The 15,927-nt window shown below is 73.0% G+C and carries 11 protein-coding genes; 6 read left to right on the top strand and 5 right to left on the bottom strand.

Annotation, left to right across the window (positions count from 1 at the left end; translation table 11 throughout):
- The first annotated feature begins 1 nt into the window (after position 1).
- Together polA and ACH4B3_RS31135 are read left to right on the top strand one after the other, a co-directional pair.
- Positions 2–2,755 carry a DNA polymerase I gene (gene polA / locus ACH4B3_RS31140; protein WP_398468569.1) on the top strand — a complete coding sequence of 918 codons (2,754 nt, stop codon included), beginning with the start codon at positions 2–4 and terminating at the stop codon, positions 2,753–2,755.
- Between the two features lie 101 nt (positions 2,756–2,856).
- Positions 2,857–4,632, top strand: a complete 1,776-nt coding sequence (locus tag ACH4B3_RS31135) for a lytic transglycosylase domain-containing protein (protein ID WP_398468567.1) — start codon at positions 2,857–2,859, stop codon at positions 4,630–4,632.
- Between the two features lie 441 nt (positions 4,633–5,073).
- Here ACH4B3_RS31135 and hrpB read toward each other — a convergent pair whose 3' ends face one another.
- Together hrpB and ACH4B3_RS31125 are read right to left on the bottom strand one after the other, a co-directional pair.
- Entirely contained in the window at positions 5,074–7,662 is a 2,589-nt protein-coding gene (gene hrpB, locus ACH4B3_RS31130; RefSeq protein ID WP_398468565.1) for an ATP-dependent helicase HrpB, read from the bottom strand.
- Positions 7,663–7,844: 182 nt separating this feature from the next.
- A complete protein-coding gene (locus ACH4B3_RS31125; protein WP_398468563.1) occupies positions 7,845–8,666 on the bottom strand; it encodes a class I SAM-dependent methyltransferase in 822 nt (273 codons plus the stop codon).
- A gap of 361 nt (positions 8,667–9,027) precedes the next feature.
- Here ACH4B3_RS31125 and rpsA point away from each other — a divergent pair, with 361 nt between their 5' ends.
- From rpsA to ACH4B3_RS31105, 4 genes are all read left to right on the top strand, one after another.
- Complete coding sequence (rpsA, locus tag ACH4B3_RS31120; RefSeq protein WP_398468561.1) at positions 9,028–10,527, top strand: 30S ribosomal protein S1; 1,500 nt, start codon at positions 9,028–9,030, stop codon at positions 10,525–10,527.
- A gap of 231 nt (positions 10,528–10,758) precedes the next feature.
- Complete coding sequence (locus tag ACH4B3_RS31115; protein WP_398468559.1) at positions 10,759–11,703, top strand: PAC2 family protein; 945 nt, start codon at positions 10,759–10,761, stop codon at positions 11,701–11,703.
- 273 nt (positions 11,704–11,976) lie between these two features.
- Positions 11,977–12,585 (top strand): dephospho-CoA kinase, encoded by a 609-nt coding sequence (gene coaE / locus ACH4B3_RS31110; RefSeq protein WP_398468557.1) that lies wholly within the window; start codon positions 11,977–11,979, stop codon positions 12,583–12,585.
- A gap of 101 nt (positions 12,586–12,686) precedes the next feature.
- Entirely contained in the window at positions 12,687–13,055 is a 369-nt protein-coding gene (locus ACH4B3_RS31105; protein WP_398468555.1) for a tetratricopeptide repeat protein, read from the top strand.
- A gap of 447 nt (positions 13,056–13,502) precedes the next feature.
- On the opposite strand, the gene ACH4B3_RS31100 is transcribed toward ACH4B3_RS31105, so the two are convergent.
- The 3 genes from ACH4B3_RS31100 to ACH4B3_RS31090 all read right to left on the bottom strand — a co-directional run.
- Entirely contained in the window at positions 13,503–13,796 is a 294-nt protein-coding gene (locus ACH4B3_RS31100; RefSeq protein WP_398468553.1) for a DUF6343 family protein, read from the bottom strand.
- A gap of 222 nt (positions 13,797–14,018) precedes the next feature.
- Entirely contained in the window at positions 14,019–14,576 is a 558-nt protein-coding gene (locus ACH4B3_RS31095; protein ID WP_398468551.1) for an SUKH-4 family immunity protein, read from the bottom strand.
- 37 nt (positions 14,577–14,613) lie between these two features.
- On the bottom strand, positions 14,614–15,927 hold a 1,314-nt coding region (locus ACH4B3_RS31090; protein WP_398468549.1), incomplete at its 5' end, for a hypothetical protein.

Genomic DNA, 15,927 nt, shown 5'->3' with positions numbered 1-15,927 from the left:
CGTGGCAGAGAAAGCATCGAAGCAGACCGTTCCGACCGACCGGAGCGCGCCGGAGGCAGGGCAGCAGGGGCCGGGCGAGCGTCCCCGCCTGATGCTGCTGGACGGGCACTCGCTGGCGTACCGGGCGTTCTTCGCGCTGCCCGCGGAGAACTTCAACACCACCACGGGGCAGACGACGAACGCGATCTACGGGTTCGCCTCGATGCTGGCGAACACGCTCCGTGACGAGCAACCCACGCATCTGGCGGTCGCCTTCGACGTGTCCCGCAAGACGTGGCGCTCGGACCAGTTCGCGGAGTACAAGGCGAACCGTTCCACGACCCCGGACGAGTTCAAGGGGCAGGTCGGGCTGATCGGCGAGCTGCTGGACTCGATGAACGTGCGCCGGTTCGCGGTCGAGGGCTACGAGGCCGACGACGTGATCGCCACCCTGGCCACCCAGGCGGAGGCCGCGGGCTTCGACGTGCTGATCGTCACCGGCGACCGGGACTCCTTCCAGCTGGTCAGCGATCACGTCACGGTGCTGTACCCGACCAAGGGCGTGTCCGAGCTGACCCGGTTCACCCCGGCGAAGGTGCAGGAGAAGTACGGGCTGAGCCCGCAGCAGTATCCGGACTTCGCGGCGCTGCGCGGCGACCCGTCGGACAACCTGCCCGGCATCCCGGGGGTCGGGGAGAAGACGGCGACGAAGTGGATCAACCAGTTCGGTTCGTTCGCGGAGCTGGTGGAGCGGGTCGACGAGGTCAAGGGCAAGGTCGGCGAGAAGCTGCGGGAGCACCTGGAGTCGGTCAAGCTCAACCGGCAGCTGACCGAGCTGGTGCGGGACGTGGCGCTGCCGGTGGGGCCGGAGGGTCTGCTGCGCGCCCCGTACGACCGGCAGGCGCTGTCGGTGATCCTGGACGCGCTGGAGTTCCGGCACCAGAACTTCCGCGACCGGCTGATGGCGGCCGACCCCGGCGGCCAGGCGGAGGCGGCCGCCCCGCCGGCGGCGGGGGTGGCGGTCGACGGTGCGGCGCTGGGCGCGGGCGAGCTGGCGCCGTGGCTGGCGGAGCACGGCGCCGGGCCGCTGGGGCTGGCCATGGTGCACGCCTGGGCGCTGGGCAGCGGGAGCGTCAGTGAGATCGCACTGGCGGCGGAGGACGGGCCGGCGGCCTGGTTCGACCCCACCGCGCTGGACGAGGCCGACGAGCGGGCCTTCGCGGAGTGGATCGCCGACGCCGGCCGGCCGAAGGTGCTGCACGACGCCAAGGCGGTGATGCGGGTCTTCGCCGAGCACGGCTGGTCGGTGGCGGGGGTGACCATGGACACCGCGCTCGCCGCCTACCTGGTCAAGCCCGGGCGCCGCTCGTTCGCCCTGGACGCGCTGTCGGTGGAGTACCTGGGGCGGGAGCTGGCGCCGGCCGCGGCGGACAGCGGGCAGCTGGCGTTCGGCGCCGACGAGCAGGCCGAGCAGGACGCGCTGATGACCCAGGCGCGTGCGGTGCTCGATCTGGGTGCCGCCTTCGAGGAGCGGCTGGCCGAGGTGGGCGCGGCGGAGCTGCTGCGGGACGTGGAGCTGCCGACGTCGGTGCTGCTGGCCCGGATGGAGCGGGCGGGCATCGCGGCCGACCGGTCGTGGCTGGACCGTATGGAGCAGCAGTTCGCCGCGGCGGTGCAGCAGGCGGTGCGCGAGGCGCACGCCTCGGTGGGGCACGAGTTCAACCTGGGTTCGCCCAAGCAGCTGCAGGAGGTGCTCTTCGGCGAGCTGGCGCTGCCCAAGACCAAGAAGACCAAGACCGGTTACACCACCGACGCCGACGCGCTGGCCTGGCTGGCGGCGCAGACGGAGCACGAGCTGCCGGTGATCATGCTGCGGCACCGGGAGCAGGCCCGGCTGCGGTCCACCGTGGAGGGGCTGATCAAGACGATCGCCCCGGACGGCCGGATCCACACCACCTTCAACCAGACCGTCGCGGCGACCGGCCGGCTGTCTTCCACCGACCCCAATCTGCAGAACATCCCGGTGCGCACCGACGAAGGGCGGGCGATCCGGCGGGGCTTCGTGGTGGGTGAGGGTTTCGAGTCGCTGCTGACGGCGGACTACAGCCAGATCGAGCTGCGGGTGATGGCCCACCTCTCCGAGGACGAGGGGCTGATCGAGGCGTTCACCTCCGGGGAGGACCTGCACACCACGGTCGCCTCGCAGGTGTTCTCGGTGGCCAAGTCCGATGTCGACCCGGAGATGCGCCGCAAGATCAAGGCGATGTCCTACGGCCTGGCGTACGGGCTGTCCGCGTTCGGTCTCTCGCAGCAGCTGAACATCTCGCCGGACGAGGCGCGGAAGCTGATGGACACCTTCTTCGAGCGGTTCGGCGGGGTGCGGGACTATCTGCAGCGGGTGGTCGAGGAGGCGCGGGCCACCGGCTACACCGAGACCATGCTCGGCCGCCGCCGCTATCTGCCCGATCTGAACAGCGACAACCGCCAGCGCCGCGAGATGGCGGAGCGGATGGCGCTGAACGCGCCGATCCAGGGCACCGCGGCCGACATCGTCAAGGTCGCGATGCTCAAGGTGGACGAGGCGCTGCGGCAGGGCGAGTTCTCCTCCCGGCTGCTGCTCCAGGTGCACGACGAGATCGTGCTGGAGATCGCTCCCGGGGAAAGGGAACGGGTCGAGGGGCTGGTGCGTCAGGAGATGTCGGGGGCGGTTTCGCTCCGGGCACCGCTGGACGTGTCCATCGGGCACGGCCCGGACTGGGAGTCGGCGGCCCACTGACGGGGCCGCGGAGGCCGGTAGTCGACCGCCGCGAGTTGTCGTAGGGTCACGAGCGTTGTTGCGGGGGGAGCGCACGGCGCCCGACGGGAGGGGAAGACAACATGGCAGCGCACTACGGTCGGCGGCTCGGTAAGCGGGCCGCCACTACGGCGGTGGCGGCGGTCGCGATGGCGGCGCTCACCGCCTCGCAGGCTCCCGGCTTCACCGGTACACCGGAGCGGGATACGGCAAGCGGGAAGGCTCCGGCGTCACCGTCCGGTACGCCCATCGACGGCGGCTCGTCGTTCCACACCGAGCTGCCGCCGCTGGTCAGGCCCGGTGAGCCGGAGGCCTCCGCGGACCTGCCCGACGGCCGGGGAGACGGTCCGGGCGGCAACGGCCCGCTGATCGGCACCGGTCCGGCCGAGCGGGGCATACCGGCGACGGTGCTGGCCGCGTACCGGCGGGCGGAGACCACGCTCCGGGAGTCCAACCCGGGCTGCAACCTGCCCTGGCAGCTGCTGGCCGCGATCGGCAAGGTGGAGTCGGGCCAGGCGCGGGGCGGTGCCGTCGACGCGCGCGGTACCACCCACTCGCCGATCCTCGGCCCGCAGCTCAACGGCAACGGCTTCGCCCGCATCACCGACACCGACGGCGGCGCCTACGACGGGGACACCACGCACGACCGTGCCGTGGGCCCCATGCAGTTCATCCCCTCCACCTGGGCCGGCTGGGGCCGGGACGGCAACGGTGACGGGGAGAAGGACCCCAACAACATCTACGACGCGGCGCTGGCCGCCGGCAGCTACCTGTGCGCGGGCGGCCGCGACCTGTCCGACAAGGGCGATCTGGACCGCGCGATCCTGGGCTACAACCACTCCCGGGAGTACCTGCGGACGGTCCTGTCCTGGTTCGAGTACTACCGCACGGGGACGCACGAGGTGCCCGACGGCACCGGCGCGCTGCCCGGAGGCGGCGACTCCGCGGGCTCTTCGGACAAGAACAAGGGCAGCGGCGACAAGAACAAGGACAGGAACAAGGACAAGAACGAGGACCAGAACAAGGGCAACGGCGACGGCGGCAAGGGCGACGGCGGGAAGGGCGACGGCGACAAGCCGGGCGGTGGCACGCCCAAGCCGCCGGGCGACGGGGAAGGCAAGCCGAAGCCCGAGCCCGGCGAGCCCCCGGCGACCCCCGCCGAGGTGACCGCCCTGGCCGTGGTCGGTGAGAAGGCGCTGACCGCCGAGGCGGGCCAGGAGTTCGCGCTCTCGCCCCGGGTGCGCGCCCGGACCGCGGCCGGCAAGCCGGTCGCCGGCGTGCTGGTGCAGTACGAGATCCGCGGCGAGACCGACGCGCACTTCGCCGACGGCGCCCGCCGGGTCACCGCGGTGACCGGCAAGGACGGCGTCGCCACCGCGCCCCGGCTGCAGGCGGGGGAGCGGACCGGCGCGTTCACCGTGCGGGCCACCGCCGCCGGTCGTGAGGTCGCCGCCGTCGACTTCGCGTCCACCGTCACCGCCCCGCCGGTGCCGCAGGCCGACAGCCTGGAGCGGACCGACCTGACGGCCCTGCAGGCGCCCGCCGGTGGCGCGTTCACCGGGCAGGTCCAGATCGAGGCGGCGCACCAGGGCCGGCCGGCGGCCGGGGTCCCGGTCACCGCGACCATGATCACTGCGGATGCGGTGAACCCGGTCCAGAGTGAGACCGGGCCGTACTTCAAGGACGCCGAAGGCCGTGCGGTACGGGCCCTGGAAGGTCTGAAGACGGACGCGCAGGGCCGGCTGACCCTGCCGCAGATCTTCGCCGACGACCAGACGGGCAGTTTCCGGCTCCGCCTCGCCACCCCCGACGGCGCGGTCCTGATCGTGGAACTGCTGGTCACCGAGGTCACCGGCTGAGCGCACGGCGAGGCCGCCCAGGCGGCCTCGCCGACGGAAACCGCCGGGCACCGCCCCGCGCCGACCGGGCGCGAGGCGGTGCTCTCCTTCTCCCCGCCCCTCTTCGCCTCGCCCTCCCACGCCCTGCTCCGTCTTGCTGCGTTCTTCTCCGTTCTTCTGCGTCCTGCTGCGCCCTGTTCCGTTCTTCCCGGCCGCCGCGGCCGCGGTGTGACGCACCATCGGCGGCAGGTGCCACGGAGACCCGGGGCGAGGAGACTCCGCTGGTGCCCCGGCGCCGGGACGGCCGCGACGGGCGCCCGGCCCGCGAGGCGCCTGAGCCGGTGCCGCCGCCCGGCCCGCGGCACCCGCGCGGAGCCCTCGGCGGGCCGCCGCGCCGGCTCGCGGAGCGCCCGGCACGACGTGTCCGAGCCCGCGGCCGGATGGCTCCCGTGGCCGGCCGGGCTACCGGCGGGCGTTGGTACGGCGGGTGGGCTCCGCCGTGACCGGGTCCTCGGGCCAGGGGTGCTTGGGATAGCGGCCCCGCAGCTCCGCCCGCACCGACCGGTAGCCGCCGGCCCAGAACGAGGCGAGGTCGGCGGTGACCGCCACCGGCCGTCCGGCGGGCGAGAGCAGGTGCACCAGTACCGGCACGCCCGCCAGCCGCGGGGTCCGCGCCAGCCCGAACATCTCCTGCAACTTCACCGCCAGGACGGGCTGGTCCGCGGTGTAGTCCACCCGCACCCGGGAGCCGCTGGGCACCTCCAGGCGCTCCGGCGCCAGCTCGTCCAGCCGTGCGGCGTCCCCGGTCGCCCAGGGCAGCAGCCGCCCCAGCGCCCTGCCGGCGTCGATCCGCGCCAGATCGGCGCGCCGCCGGGCGGCCGAGAGCTCCGGCTCCAGCCAGTCCTGCGCACGGGCGACCAGCGCCGCGTCGGACACCTCGGGCCAGGGCTCGTCCAGCACCCGGTGGAGGAAGGCCATGCGCTCCCGCAGCCGCCTGGCGTCCGCCGTCCAGCGCAGCAGTGCCGGGCCCTCCCGGCGCAGCCCCTCCAGCAGGGCCTCCCGCAGCAGGGCGGGGTCCGGCGCCGCGAGCGGCCGCACCCTCAGTTCGATGGCGCCCAGCCGCTCGGCCTCGCGGGCCACCACGTCGCCGTCGGCCCAGCCCACCTCGGCACCGGAGACAGCCAGCGCGGCGGCCGCGACACGGGCGGTGTCCTCGTCGGTCACGGCCGCCAGCCGCACCCGCGCGGAGGCGGCGGTCACCGGCCGGTCCGCGACGGCCACCGCCAGCCAGGGCGCGCCGCGCAGCGCGGAGCCCTCGGCGAGTTCGGCGCCGGTCCCCGAGGCCATCAGGTACGCCCGTTCCGTCCGCCCGCGGGCCACCCGCTCGGGGAACGCCAGCGCGACGACGAGCCCGGCCGCGGCGTCGTCCCCGAGGCCCCGGCCGCCTCCCGAGGCCCCCGCCGTCGCACCCGGCCGGTCACCGTCCTCCGCCGTGCCGGCCCCGGCGTCCGCCGGCAGGGCCCGTTCCAGCCGCCGGGCTTCCTGCCGCCAGCGGGCGGAGTACCCGTCGCCGCCGGAGCGGGCCGTCCGCCAGGCCGCCACCAGGTCGTCCCCGTACCCGCGCGGCGGCTCCTCGCTGAGCAGGGCCACCACCTCCGCCGCCCGGCGCGCGCCGACCCGTGCCGCGCCGTCGACCAGCGCCCGCGCGAGCCGGGGGTGCAGGCCCAGGCGGGCCATCCGCCTGCCCCGCCCGGTCGCCGCGCCGCGCGCGTCCACGGCGCCGATCGCCGTCAGCACCTCGCGCCCGGCGGCCAGCGCGCCGCCCGGCGGCGGATCGAGCAGCGCCAGGCCGGACGCGTCCGGGTCGCCCCAGCAGGCCGCCTGCAGGGCGAACGCCGTCAGGTCGGCGACCGCGATCTCCGGTGACGGCCAGCGTGGCAGCCGGGTGTCGTCGGCCTCGCTCCAGCAGCGGTAGACCGTGCCGGGCGCCTCCCGGCCGGCGCGTCCCGCGCGCTGCCGTGCGGACGCCTGCGACGCCCGCACGGTGGTCAGGGCACTGAGTCCGCGGGCGTGGTCCACCCGGGGCTCCCGGGCCAGCCCGCAGTCCACCACGACCCGTACCCCGGGGACGGTCAGGCTGGACTCGGCCACCGATGTCGCGAGCACCACCCGACGGGCGCGGCCGTCCGCGCCGGCCAGCACCGCGTCCTGCACCTCCGCCGGCGCCCGCCCGTGCACCTGGAGGACCTCGGCGCCGCAGCCGGTCAGCTGCCCCGCCACCCGGGCGATCTCGCCCACGCCGGGCAGGAAGCACAGCACGTCGCCGGTGCGCTCGGCGAGCGCCCGCCGCACCACTGAGGCGACGTGGGCGAGCAGCGCCGGATCGACCCGCATCCCGTGCGGCGGGCGGACCGGTCCGGCGGGCGGCGCCCACACCACCTCCACCGGGTGCGACACGCCGTCCGCCCGTACCACCGGCGCCGCCCCGGCGCCGCCGGCGCCCAGCAGGCGTGCCCAGCCGGCCGCGTCCGTGGTCGCGGACGCGGCCACCAGGCGCAGCTCGGGGCGGAGCGCGGCCCGTACGTCCAGCAGGAACGCGGCGGCGGTGTCGGCGTCGAGATGGCGCTCGTGGCACTCGTCGAGGATCACCGTGTCCACCCCGGCCAGCTCCGGGTCGCGCTGCAGCCGCTGCAGCAGCACACCGGTGGTCACCACCTCCACGACGGTGCCGGGCCCGGCCCGCCGCTCCCCGCGGACCGTGAACCCGACCCGGCCGCCGCCCGGCCCGTCGCCGACCGGTTCGCCCAGCAGCCACGCCATGCGCCGGGCCGCCGCGCGGGCCGCGATCCTGCGCGGCTCGGCGACGAGCACCCGCCGGGCGGCTCCGGCGCCGTCGAGCAGTCCGCTGAGCGCCAGCGGTACCAGGGTCGTCTTGCCGGTGCCGGGCGGGGCGCACAGCACGGCGGCCCCGTGGTCGTCCAGGGCCCGCACCAGCGCGGGTACGGCGCTGCGGACGGGGAGCTGGGCCAGGGCGTCGGTCCGGATCGTCACCGGGACATCCTCGCAGCGTCCGCGGGCCCGCCGGGCGGGCCCGCGGACCGGGGGGGGCACCGGTCCGCCGGGGCCGGTGCGGCCGGGCGCGGCCCGAGCCCCGGGCCCGGGCGGCGCGGGCCGCGCGGTCGGTCGCGGGTACGCGTCGCTGTCGGGTACGGCGTCGGTCGCGGGTACGGCGGTCAGTCGCGGGTACAGACGAAGATCGCCGTACCGGGGATGAGGTTGCCGCGCAGCGGGGACCAGCCGCCCCACTCCTGGTCGTTCCAGTCCGGCCACTCAGGCTCGACCAGATCGGTCAGCCGGAACCCGGCGGCCACCACGTCCCGCACCCGGTCGCCGAGCGTCCGGTGGTGCTCGACGTAGACGGCCCGGCCCTCCTCGTCCTGCTCCACGTACGGCGTGCGGTCGAAGTAGGACGCGGCGACGCTCAGCCCCTCGGGGCCCGGCTCGTCCGGGAACGCCCAGCGCAGCGGGTGCGTCACCGAGAAGACCCACCGCCCGCCGGGCCGCAGCACCCGGTGCACCTCGCGCATCACCCGCACCGGGTCGGCGACGAAGGGCAGGGCGCCGTACGCGGAGCAGGCCAGGTCGAAGGAGCCGTCGGCGAAGGGCAGGGCCCCGGCGTCGGCCTCCACCAGCGGGAATCCCGAGCCGATGCGCAGCGCGTGCTGGAGCTGCCGGTGGGAGAGGTCCAGCGCGACCGGCCGGGCGCCCTGGGCGGCCAGCCAGCGCGAGCACTGGGCCGCGCCCGCCCCGATCTCCAGCACGGCCCGGTCCTTCAGGGCCGCCGCGGGGCCGAGCAGCGCGGCGTCGGCCTCGTCGAGCCCCTCGGGGCCCCAGACGAAGCGGTCGTCGCCGAGGAAGCCGCCGTGCTCCATCTGGTACTCGTCCGCGTTCCGGTCCCACCAGCCCCGGCTGGCGCTGCTGCTCTCCGTGTCGCTCGTGCCACGCCGGGTCGCGGTGGGCTCGGCCGGTCCATGGCGTTCGTCATCTTGGATCATCGGGCGTGTCGTCGTACTCTCTGGTCGACATCTGGCCGCGGACACGGTGTGATCCGCGTCGCAGCACCGGCAGGCAATGCCGGGATTGGGATGAAAGTCTCGTGTGCGGCTCTTCGCGCATTGACCCTGCCCGGCTGCCCCCGTATGCTACAAGTTGCGTTGCGAGCCTGCGCGCCTCAGACGGAGCAGGCCGCGCTCGCACTTGTCGTAGTCCCCTCGGTTGTCGAGGCGCCGTTCGATTCTCCCGGATTTCCGGGGGTCGGAAGGATCGCCTCCAAGCTGGCCGGCTTCTGCAGTGCGATACGGGCTCTCGGCGTAGCAGTACCTACGACTCAATGTCCGTACCGGAGCCCTTTCCCACATGACGAGCAGCACCGAGGCAACCCGCACCACCCCGCAGGTGGCGGTCAACGACATCGGTTCCGAGGAAGCCTTCCTCGCCGCGATCGACGAGACGATCAAGTACTTCAACGACGGCGACATCGTCGACGGCGTCATCGTGAAGGTCGACCGGGACGAGGTCCTGCTCGACATCGGTTACAAGACCGAAGGCGTCATCCCTTCCCGAGAGCTTTCGATCAAGCACGACGTCGACCCCAACGAGGTCGTCTCCGTCGGTGACGAGATCGAGGCCCTGGTCCTCCAGAAGGAGGACAAGGAAGGCCGTCTGATCCTCTCGAAGAAGCGCGCCCAGTACGAGCGTGCCTGGGGCACCATCGAGAAGATCAAGGACGAGGACGGCATCGTCACCGGCACCGTCATCGAGGTCGTCAAGGGTGGTCTCATCCTCGACATCGGCCTCCGTGGCTTCCTGCCGGCGTCCCTCGTCGAGATGCGCCGCGTCCGCGACCTGCAGCCCTACGTGGGCAAGGAGCTCGAGGCGAAGATCATCGAGCTCGACAAGAACCGCAACAACGTGGTCCTGTCCCGCCGCGCCTGGCTGGAGCAGACCCAGAGCGAGGTCCGCCAGACCTTCCTCACCACCCTCCAGAAGGGTCAGGTGCGCTCCGGCGTCGTCTCCTCCATCGTCAACTTCGGTGCCTTCGTGGACCTGGGTGGCGTCGACGGTCTGGTGCACGTTTCCGAGCTGTCCTGGAAGCACATCGACCACCCGTCCGAGGTCGTCGAGGTCGGCCAGGAGGTCACGGTCGAGGTCCTCGACGTCGACATGGACCGCGAGCGCGTCTCCCTGTCGCTCAAGGCGACCCAGGAAGACCCGTGGCAGCAGTTCGCCCGGACCCACCAGATCGGTCAGGTCGTCCCGGGTAAGGTCACCAAGCTCGTTCCGTTCGGTGCGTTCGTCCGCGTCGACGAGGGCATCGAGGGCCTGGTCCACATCTCCGAGCTGGCCGAGCGCCACGTGGAGATCCCGGAGCAGGTCGTCCAGGTCAACGACGAGATCTTCGTCAAGGTCATCGACATCGACCTCGAGCGTCGTCGCATCAGCCTCTCGCTGAAGCAGGCCAACGAGTCCTTCGGTGCCGACCCGTCCGCGGTCGAGTTCGACCCGACCCTGTACGGCATGGCCGCGTCCTACGACGACCAGGGCAACTACATCTACCCCGAGGGCTTCGACCCGGAGGCCAACGACTGGCTGCCGGGCTACGAGAAGCAGCGCGAGGAGTGGGAGCGCCAGTACGCCGAGGCGCAGCAGCGCTTCGAGCAGCACCAGGCGCAGGTCATCAAGTCCCGCGAGGCCGACGAGCAGGCGGCGGCCGAGGCCGGCGCCGCTGCCCCGCAGGGTGGCGGCCAGGCTTCCGGTGGCTCGTACTCCTCGGAGTCGGCGGACAGCTCCGGCGCCCTGGCGTCGGACGAGGCCCTCGCCGCGCTCCGCGAGAAGCTGGCCGGCGGCCAGAGCTGACGCTCTGACCCGCTCGGTCACCGGCTGAGCAGCTGACATGAGGCCCGCTCCCCTCCGGGGGAGCGGGCCTCACGCATGCCCCCGCGCCCCGGTCGGCGACGCTCCCGCCGGAGGGTGACGGCCCGGACACGGAGGCAAGGGACAGCAAAGAATGCGCCTCCCGCCCCCGGAGGGGAATGCCCGCACCGCCGGTAAACGTTCTTGCTCTCGGACTAGAGGAGGAGCGTCACGGTGTTGGATCCGCAGGATTTGTACGCATGGGACCCGAGCGGGCTCGCGACGGTCGACGCCATAATCTCCCGGGACTCGGCCGGGCTGGTGCTGCTCTACCACTTCGACGGCTACATCGACGCGGGCGAGACCGGCGAGCAGATCGTCACCCGGCTGCTCGACGGCCTGCCGCACCAGGTCGTCGCCCGCTTCGACCACGACCGGCTGGTCGACTACCGCGCCCGGCGCCCGCTGCTCACCTTCGAGCGCGACAGCTGGACCGGCTACGACACCCCGGCGATCGAGCTGTACCTCATCCGGGACGCCACCAGCGCCCCGTTCCTGCTGCTCACCGGCCCCGAGCCGGACGTGGAGTGGGAGCGGTTCGCGGTGGCCGTACGGCAGATCATCGAGCGCCTCGGAGTGCGGCTCTCGGTGAACTTCCACGGCATCCCCATGGGCGTGCCGCACACCCGCCCCGTCGGCCTCACCCCGCACGGCAACCGCACCGACCTGATGCCCGGCCACCGCGGGTTCTTCTCCGAGGCCCAGGTGCCCGGCAGCGCCGAGTCGCTGATCGAGTACCGGCTCTCCCAGGCCGGCCACGACGTACTGGGCGTCGCCGCCCACGTCCCGCACTACGTTTCCCGCTCGCCCTACCCGGACGCCGCGCTCACCGCCCTGGAAGCGGTCACCGCGGCCACCGGGCTGGTGCTGCCGGCCGCAGCGCACGCGCTGCGGAACGAGGCGCTGAAGACCCAGGAGGAGATCGAGCGGCAGATCTCCGACGGGGACGAGGAACTGGTCGCCCTGGTCCGCGGACTGGAGCACCAGTACGACGCGGTCGCCGGGGCGGAGACCCGCGGCAACCTGGTCGCCGAACCGGTGGAGCTGCCCTCGGCGGACGAACTGGGGGCGGAGTTCGAGCGCTTCCTGGCCGAGCGGGAGGGCGGCACCGGCGGCTGACGGCCGGACCGGCGGCCCCGCGGTACCGGCTCCGCCGTGGCCAGGCCGCCGGGACCGGCACCCCGGAGCCGCCGGGACCGGCACACCGGGACCCACCGCACCGGACGGCGGGGCACCGGCGCCCGCCGGACACACCTGCGGTCCGACGGGCGGACCGGGCGGATCCCGGGCGGACCGAGCGGCACTACCGTCGGGTAGCGTGGCGCCGACCGGTGCCACCTCCAGGCGCCGGCGGACACCTGCGCGGTGGCGGGAGCGAGTGAAGGGGCGGCCATGCTCTCGGTAGGACTGACGGGCGGGATCGGCGCCGGCAAGAGCGAGGTGTCGCGACTGCTGTCCTCGTACGGTGCGGTGCTGATCGACTCCGACCGGATCGCCCGCGAGGTGGTCGAGCCGGGCACTCCCGGTCTGGCCGCCGTCGTCGAAGCGTTCGGACCGGAGATCCTCACCGACCAAGGCGCTCTCGACCGCCCCAAGCTGGGCGCGATCGTCTTCGCGGACCCCGAGCGGCTGCGGGTCCTCAACGGCATCGTCCACCCGCTGGTGCGGGACCGGTCCGCCGAACTGGCCGCCGCGGCCGGACCCGACGCCATCGTCGTCAACGACGTCCCGCTGCTCACCGAGAACGGGCTCGCCCCCCTGTACGACCTGGTGATCGTGGTCGACGCCGCGCCGGAGACCCAGCTCGACCGGCTGGTACGGCTGCGGGGCATGGCCGAGGAGGAGGCCAGGGCCCGGATGGCGGCCCAGGCCACCCGCGAGCAGCGGCTGTCCGTCGCCGACCTGGTGATCGACAACGACGGCCCCCTCGAAGCGCTGGAACCGCGGGTCGCCACGGTATGGGCGGAGCTGGTGGAACGGGAGCGCGCCAACCGCGACTGACACCCCGGGGGAATGCGCCGGCCGGGCCGCTGGTTGTGCTGCTCATACCGAGCGCTGACGGTGGCCCGTCAGCCGCGAGCTCCCACGGGAAGGAACCGGTTGTGCCCGAGCCCACGCCCGAGACCCATGTGATCGACTACCGCGCCGCCGAGCAGCTGCTCAGCGCCCGCGACCCGCGTGGTGCGGTGAAGCTGCTCGACTCGGTCATCACCGCTCATCCCGAGCACACCGCGGCCCGGCTGCTGCGGGCGCGTGCCTACTTCCTCGCCGCGCAACTGCACTCCGCCGAGGCGGAGTTCCAGTTCGTCCTGGAGCGCGAACCCGACAACGCGTTCGCCCACTTCGCCCTCGCCCGCACCCTGGAGCGCGCCAACCGGCCCGCCGAGGCCACCCGCCACTTCCGCCTCGCGGCGGCCCTGGAACCGCGCCCCGACTTCGTGGCGGCGGCGAAGTTCGGCGAGAGTTCCTGAACGCCACCGGACGCCGCCGAGCGGACGGCCGCCCCGCCCGGCCCCGAGCGGTCCAGACACGATCGCCGGGCCCTGGGCCGGGCCCTGGGCCGGGCCGGGCAGGATGGCCCGACCCCTGAGGGTCCCCGGCGGGGATCGCATGGTCCTGAGGGGCCGGGAGGGTTCGCCTGGCCTTTGAAGGCCCCGTGTCGAACGTCCGGCCGGGAAGGGACCGAGGTGGGGGCGCCTGATCCTGAGATGCCCCCGGCGGGAACACCATGCCTGGGAGGGGTCGAGGCGGGGATCGCGTGGTCCTGAGCGGACCCAGCAGGATCGCTGGCCACGAGCGGGCCGGGCGGGGCCTGCCTTGAGGGGGCCGGACGGGGATCGCCTGGCCTTGCAGGAAGGGCCCGGGAGGGGCCGTCCGGCCCCCTCCCGCGTTCCCAGGTGGCGCGGGACGCCCCGTCCTCAGACCCCGCCGCCCGGCCAGTCCTGCGGGCCCTCGTCCGGCGGGCGGCCTGAATCCCGGCCCCCGACCGGGTGGTACGGCGGAACGTCGCGCCCCGGCTGGTAGTGCGGCCCCTGCCGGATGTGCCGGATCACCACGGCGAGGTCGACCGCGGCCGTCAACGCCACCACGCCGCACGCGACCGCCCAGCCGGTGCGGTCGACCAACGCGAAGAGCACGGCCCCGGCGGCCGCCGTGACCAGCCCGAACGCGGCCAGCGCACACCGGGCCCGCAGCGCACTGCGGGCGTGCACCGGTTCATCACCTGTACGCAACATCGGGAAGCATCTCCCGTGAGTGCCGGTGTGCGAGCGGCGGCGCCAGACGGATGGTCCCGATGGGGCCGGGTTCAGTGTCGCCGCGCGGACGCCTGTTCCCGGCGCTGTCCTGCCGCCCGCTCTTCCACCTTCCGAACCTACTCCGCGCCGTCCTCCACCGCACCCGCCGACGGTTGGCGAGCGGTGTCCGGGGTCGGCTCAGTCGAACCCCATTGAGGCGAACGACTCGCGGACGAAGCGGCGCCAGTACCCGCTCGCCTCTGCCATCGCCGCGCCGTCGATCCCGCGGAAGGCCGACATGAGGTGCTCGGAAGCGGTGCGGACCTCCTCACCGGACTCCGGCCACCCCTGCCGCTCCGCGAGATTCAGCTGTTCCTGGATCAGCACGAGGAACTCCACGAAGGAGTCCAGGGCGGTGCTGATCCTCGACAGCGACCGGTCCTTCCAGGAGAAGACCTCTCCAGTTGTGCCGTTCAGCAGCAGGATGCCGTCGCCACTGCCCAGGTAGATGTAATCACTGACGGTCCGCATGGAGCCGTCGGAGTTCCCCAGAAGGTCGGCCACCGTCGCCGGACCGTCGCTGAAGTCATGCAGGGTGATGTGGCCGCCGATGCGTTCGGGGATGCCGATCTCGGTGAACACCTCTCTTGCCGTGCGGTCCGCGACGAGCCCTTCGGTGGCCGGGGCGTCCGGGCGCGTGACCTCGAGTCCCCACTGAGCGAAGACCGAGATCAACCGTTCACGTTCCAATGCCATGGATGCACACGCCAATCTTCCTGGTCAGGGATGGCTGTCAGGCGCCGCCCAGCTTTGCGTTCACCTCGTCAATGGCCTTCTTGATCCACTTGTTGGCCGTCTGCAGTTCGAGCTTCTGCTCGTCCGAGAGGTCGTCGTCCACCCGCCCCTCGTCCAGGACGCGTACCGATATTCCGGCATTACGCAGGATGCCGAGAGCCACCTTGCCCTGATCCTTGTTGCGGGTGACGTTGTACCACTTCTCCTCGATCATCTTCGACTGGGTCTCGGAGGCCCTGCCCCAGTACCGGCCGGGGCTCGCCGGGCTCATCCGGTTGTTGCCGGGATCCATGAACCCTTCGCCCATGAAGGTCTTGAAGAGCTGCTCGTGCCGCGTCACCAGTGACTCGGGAACCACCGTCGGCTTCTTGTGCTGTCCACCCCAGTACAGGCCGCCGAAGCGCATCTTCGCGTTGACCTGACAGCCGTCCGCCTCAAGCTCCCTGACGAACCCCGCGACGTAGTCGGCGCAGTTCAGGCAGCAGCTGACTCCCACCTCTATGTCGAGGTCGACCATCAGCCGGGTGTACGGCCGCCGGTCGTTCCTCACCTGATCGGCCTGGAGGTTCGCGATCTGCGACTTGAGCGGGTCCCAGTCGACCTTGAACCGGGCCGTCACCGCCTCTTCCGCGTGAGCGTTCGCGGCGACCTCCGACTCCTTCCGCATCGCCGCGTACGGGCTGTTCTTCGACGGTCCCACCGAAGTCCCGCGGATTCCGGTGATGGAGAAGCACCCTCTGGCCCAGGTGTCGTTCCCGGCGCGCGCGTGCCGGAACTTCAGCAGCTTCACCACGTCGTCGGCCGTCTGCGGGGCCTGCCAGGAGATGGCTGGGCTGGCCTTCGCCGGGTTGACCTCGGCCCGGACGCGGTAGGAACCACTGCCGTTCGGGGCGAGGAACAGTCTTTTGACTCCCTTGGGCCGCCACTTGGTCAGCACCTGGTCGAGGGTCGGCTTCACCTGGTCGAGGGAAACACCCTTGATCTGCTGAAACCCGTCGCGGGCCGCGGCGGCTGCCAGTTCCTCCTTCTGCTTCGGGGACTTCGCCTCCGGGGGGTCGCTCCGGTCGGTGGGCTCCGGCCTCTTCCCCGTACCAGGCTTCCCCTTGGTGTGCGGCGGTTTGCCGTCCGGTCTCCGGCGGACCGGCTTCCGGGGGTCGGACGCACCGGGCTTTGCGGGCCGGTCCCGGTCCTTCCCCTTCAGCTTGGCCCAGAGTTTCTTGCCTTGTTTGGCGATGAGGTCGACGAGTTTGTCGATGGCGCGGTTGACGGGGCGGGCGGCGGCTTGGAAGACCTGGCGGACCTTGCCGGCGAG

The sequence above is a fragment of the Streptomyces sp. NPDC018031 genome (assembly GCF_044327625.1).
In the GTDB taxonomy this organism is placed as follows: domain Bacteria; phylum Actinomycetota; class Actinomycetes; order Streptomycetales; family Streptomycetaceae; genus Streptomyces.
The sequence above is the reverse complement of the archived record's forward strand: the minus strand, read 5'-3'. Positions and strand labels throughout refer to the sequence as shown.

Bases quoted from the DNA above. Each gene is read 5' to 3' on its own strand.
- ACH4B3_RS31135 (WP_398468567.1), top strand. From the start codon at position 2,857: ATGGCAGCGCACTACGGTCGGCGGCTCGGTAAGCGGGCCGCCACTACG.
- ACH4B3_RS31125 (WP_398468563.1), bottom strand. From the start codon at position 8,666: ATGATCCAAGATGACGAACGCCATGGACCGGCCGAGCCCACCGCGACC.
- rpsA (WP_398468561.1), top strand. From the start codon at position 9,028: ATGACGAGCAGCACCGAGGCAACCCGCACCACCCCGCAGGTGGCGGTC.
- coaE (WP_398468557.1), top strand. From the start codon at position 11,977: ATGCTCTCGGTAGGACTGACGGGCGGGATCGGCGCCGGCAAGAGCGAG.
- ACH4B3_RS31095 (WP_398468551.1), bottom strand. From the start codon at position 14,576: ATGGCATTGGAACGTGAACGGTTGATCTCGGTCTTCGCTCAGTGGGGA.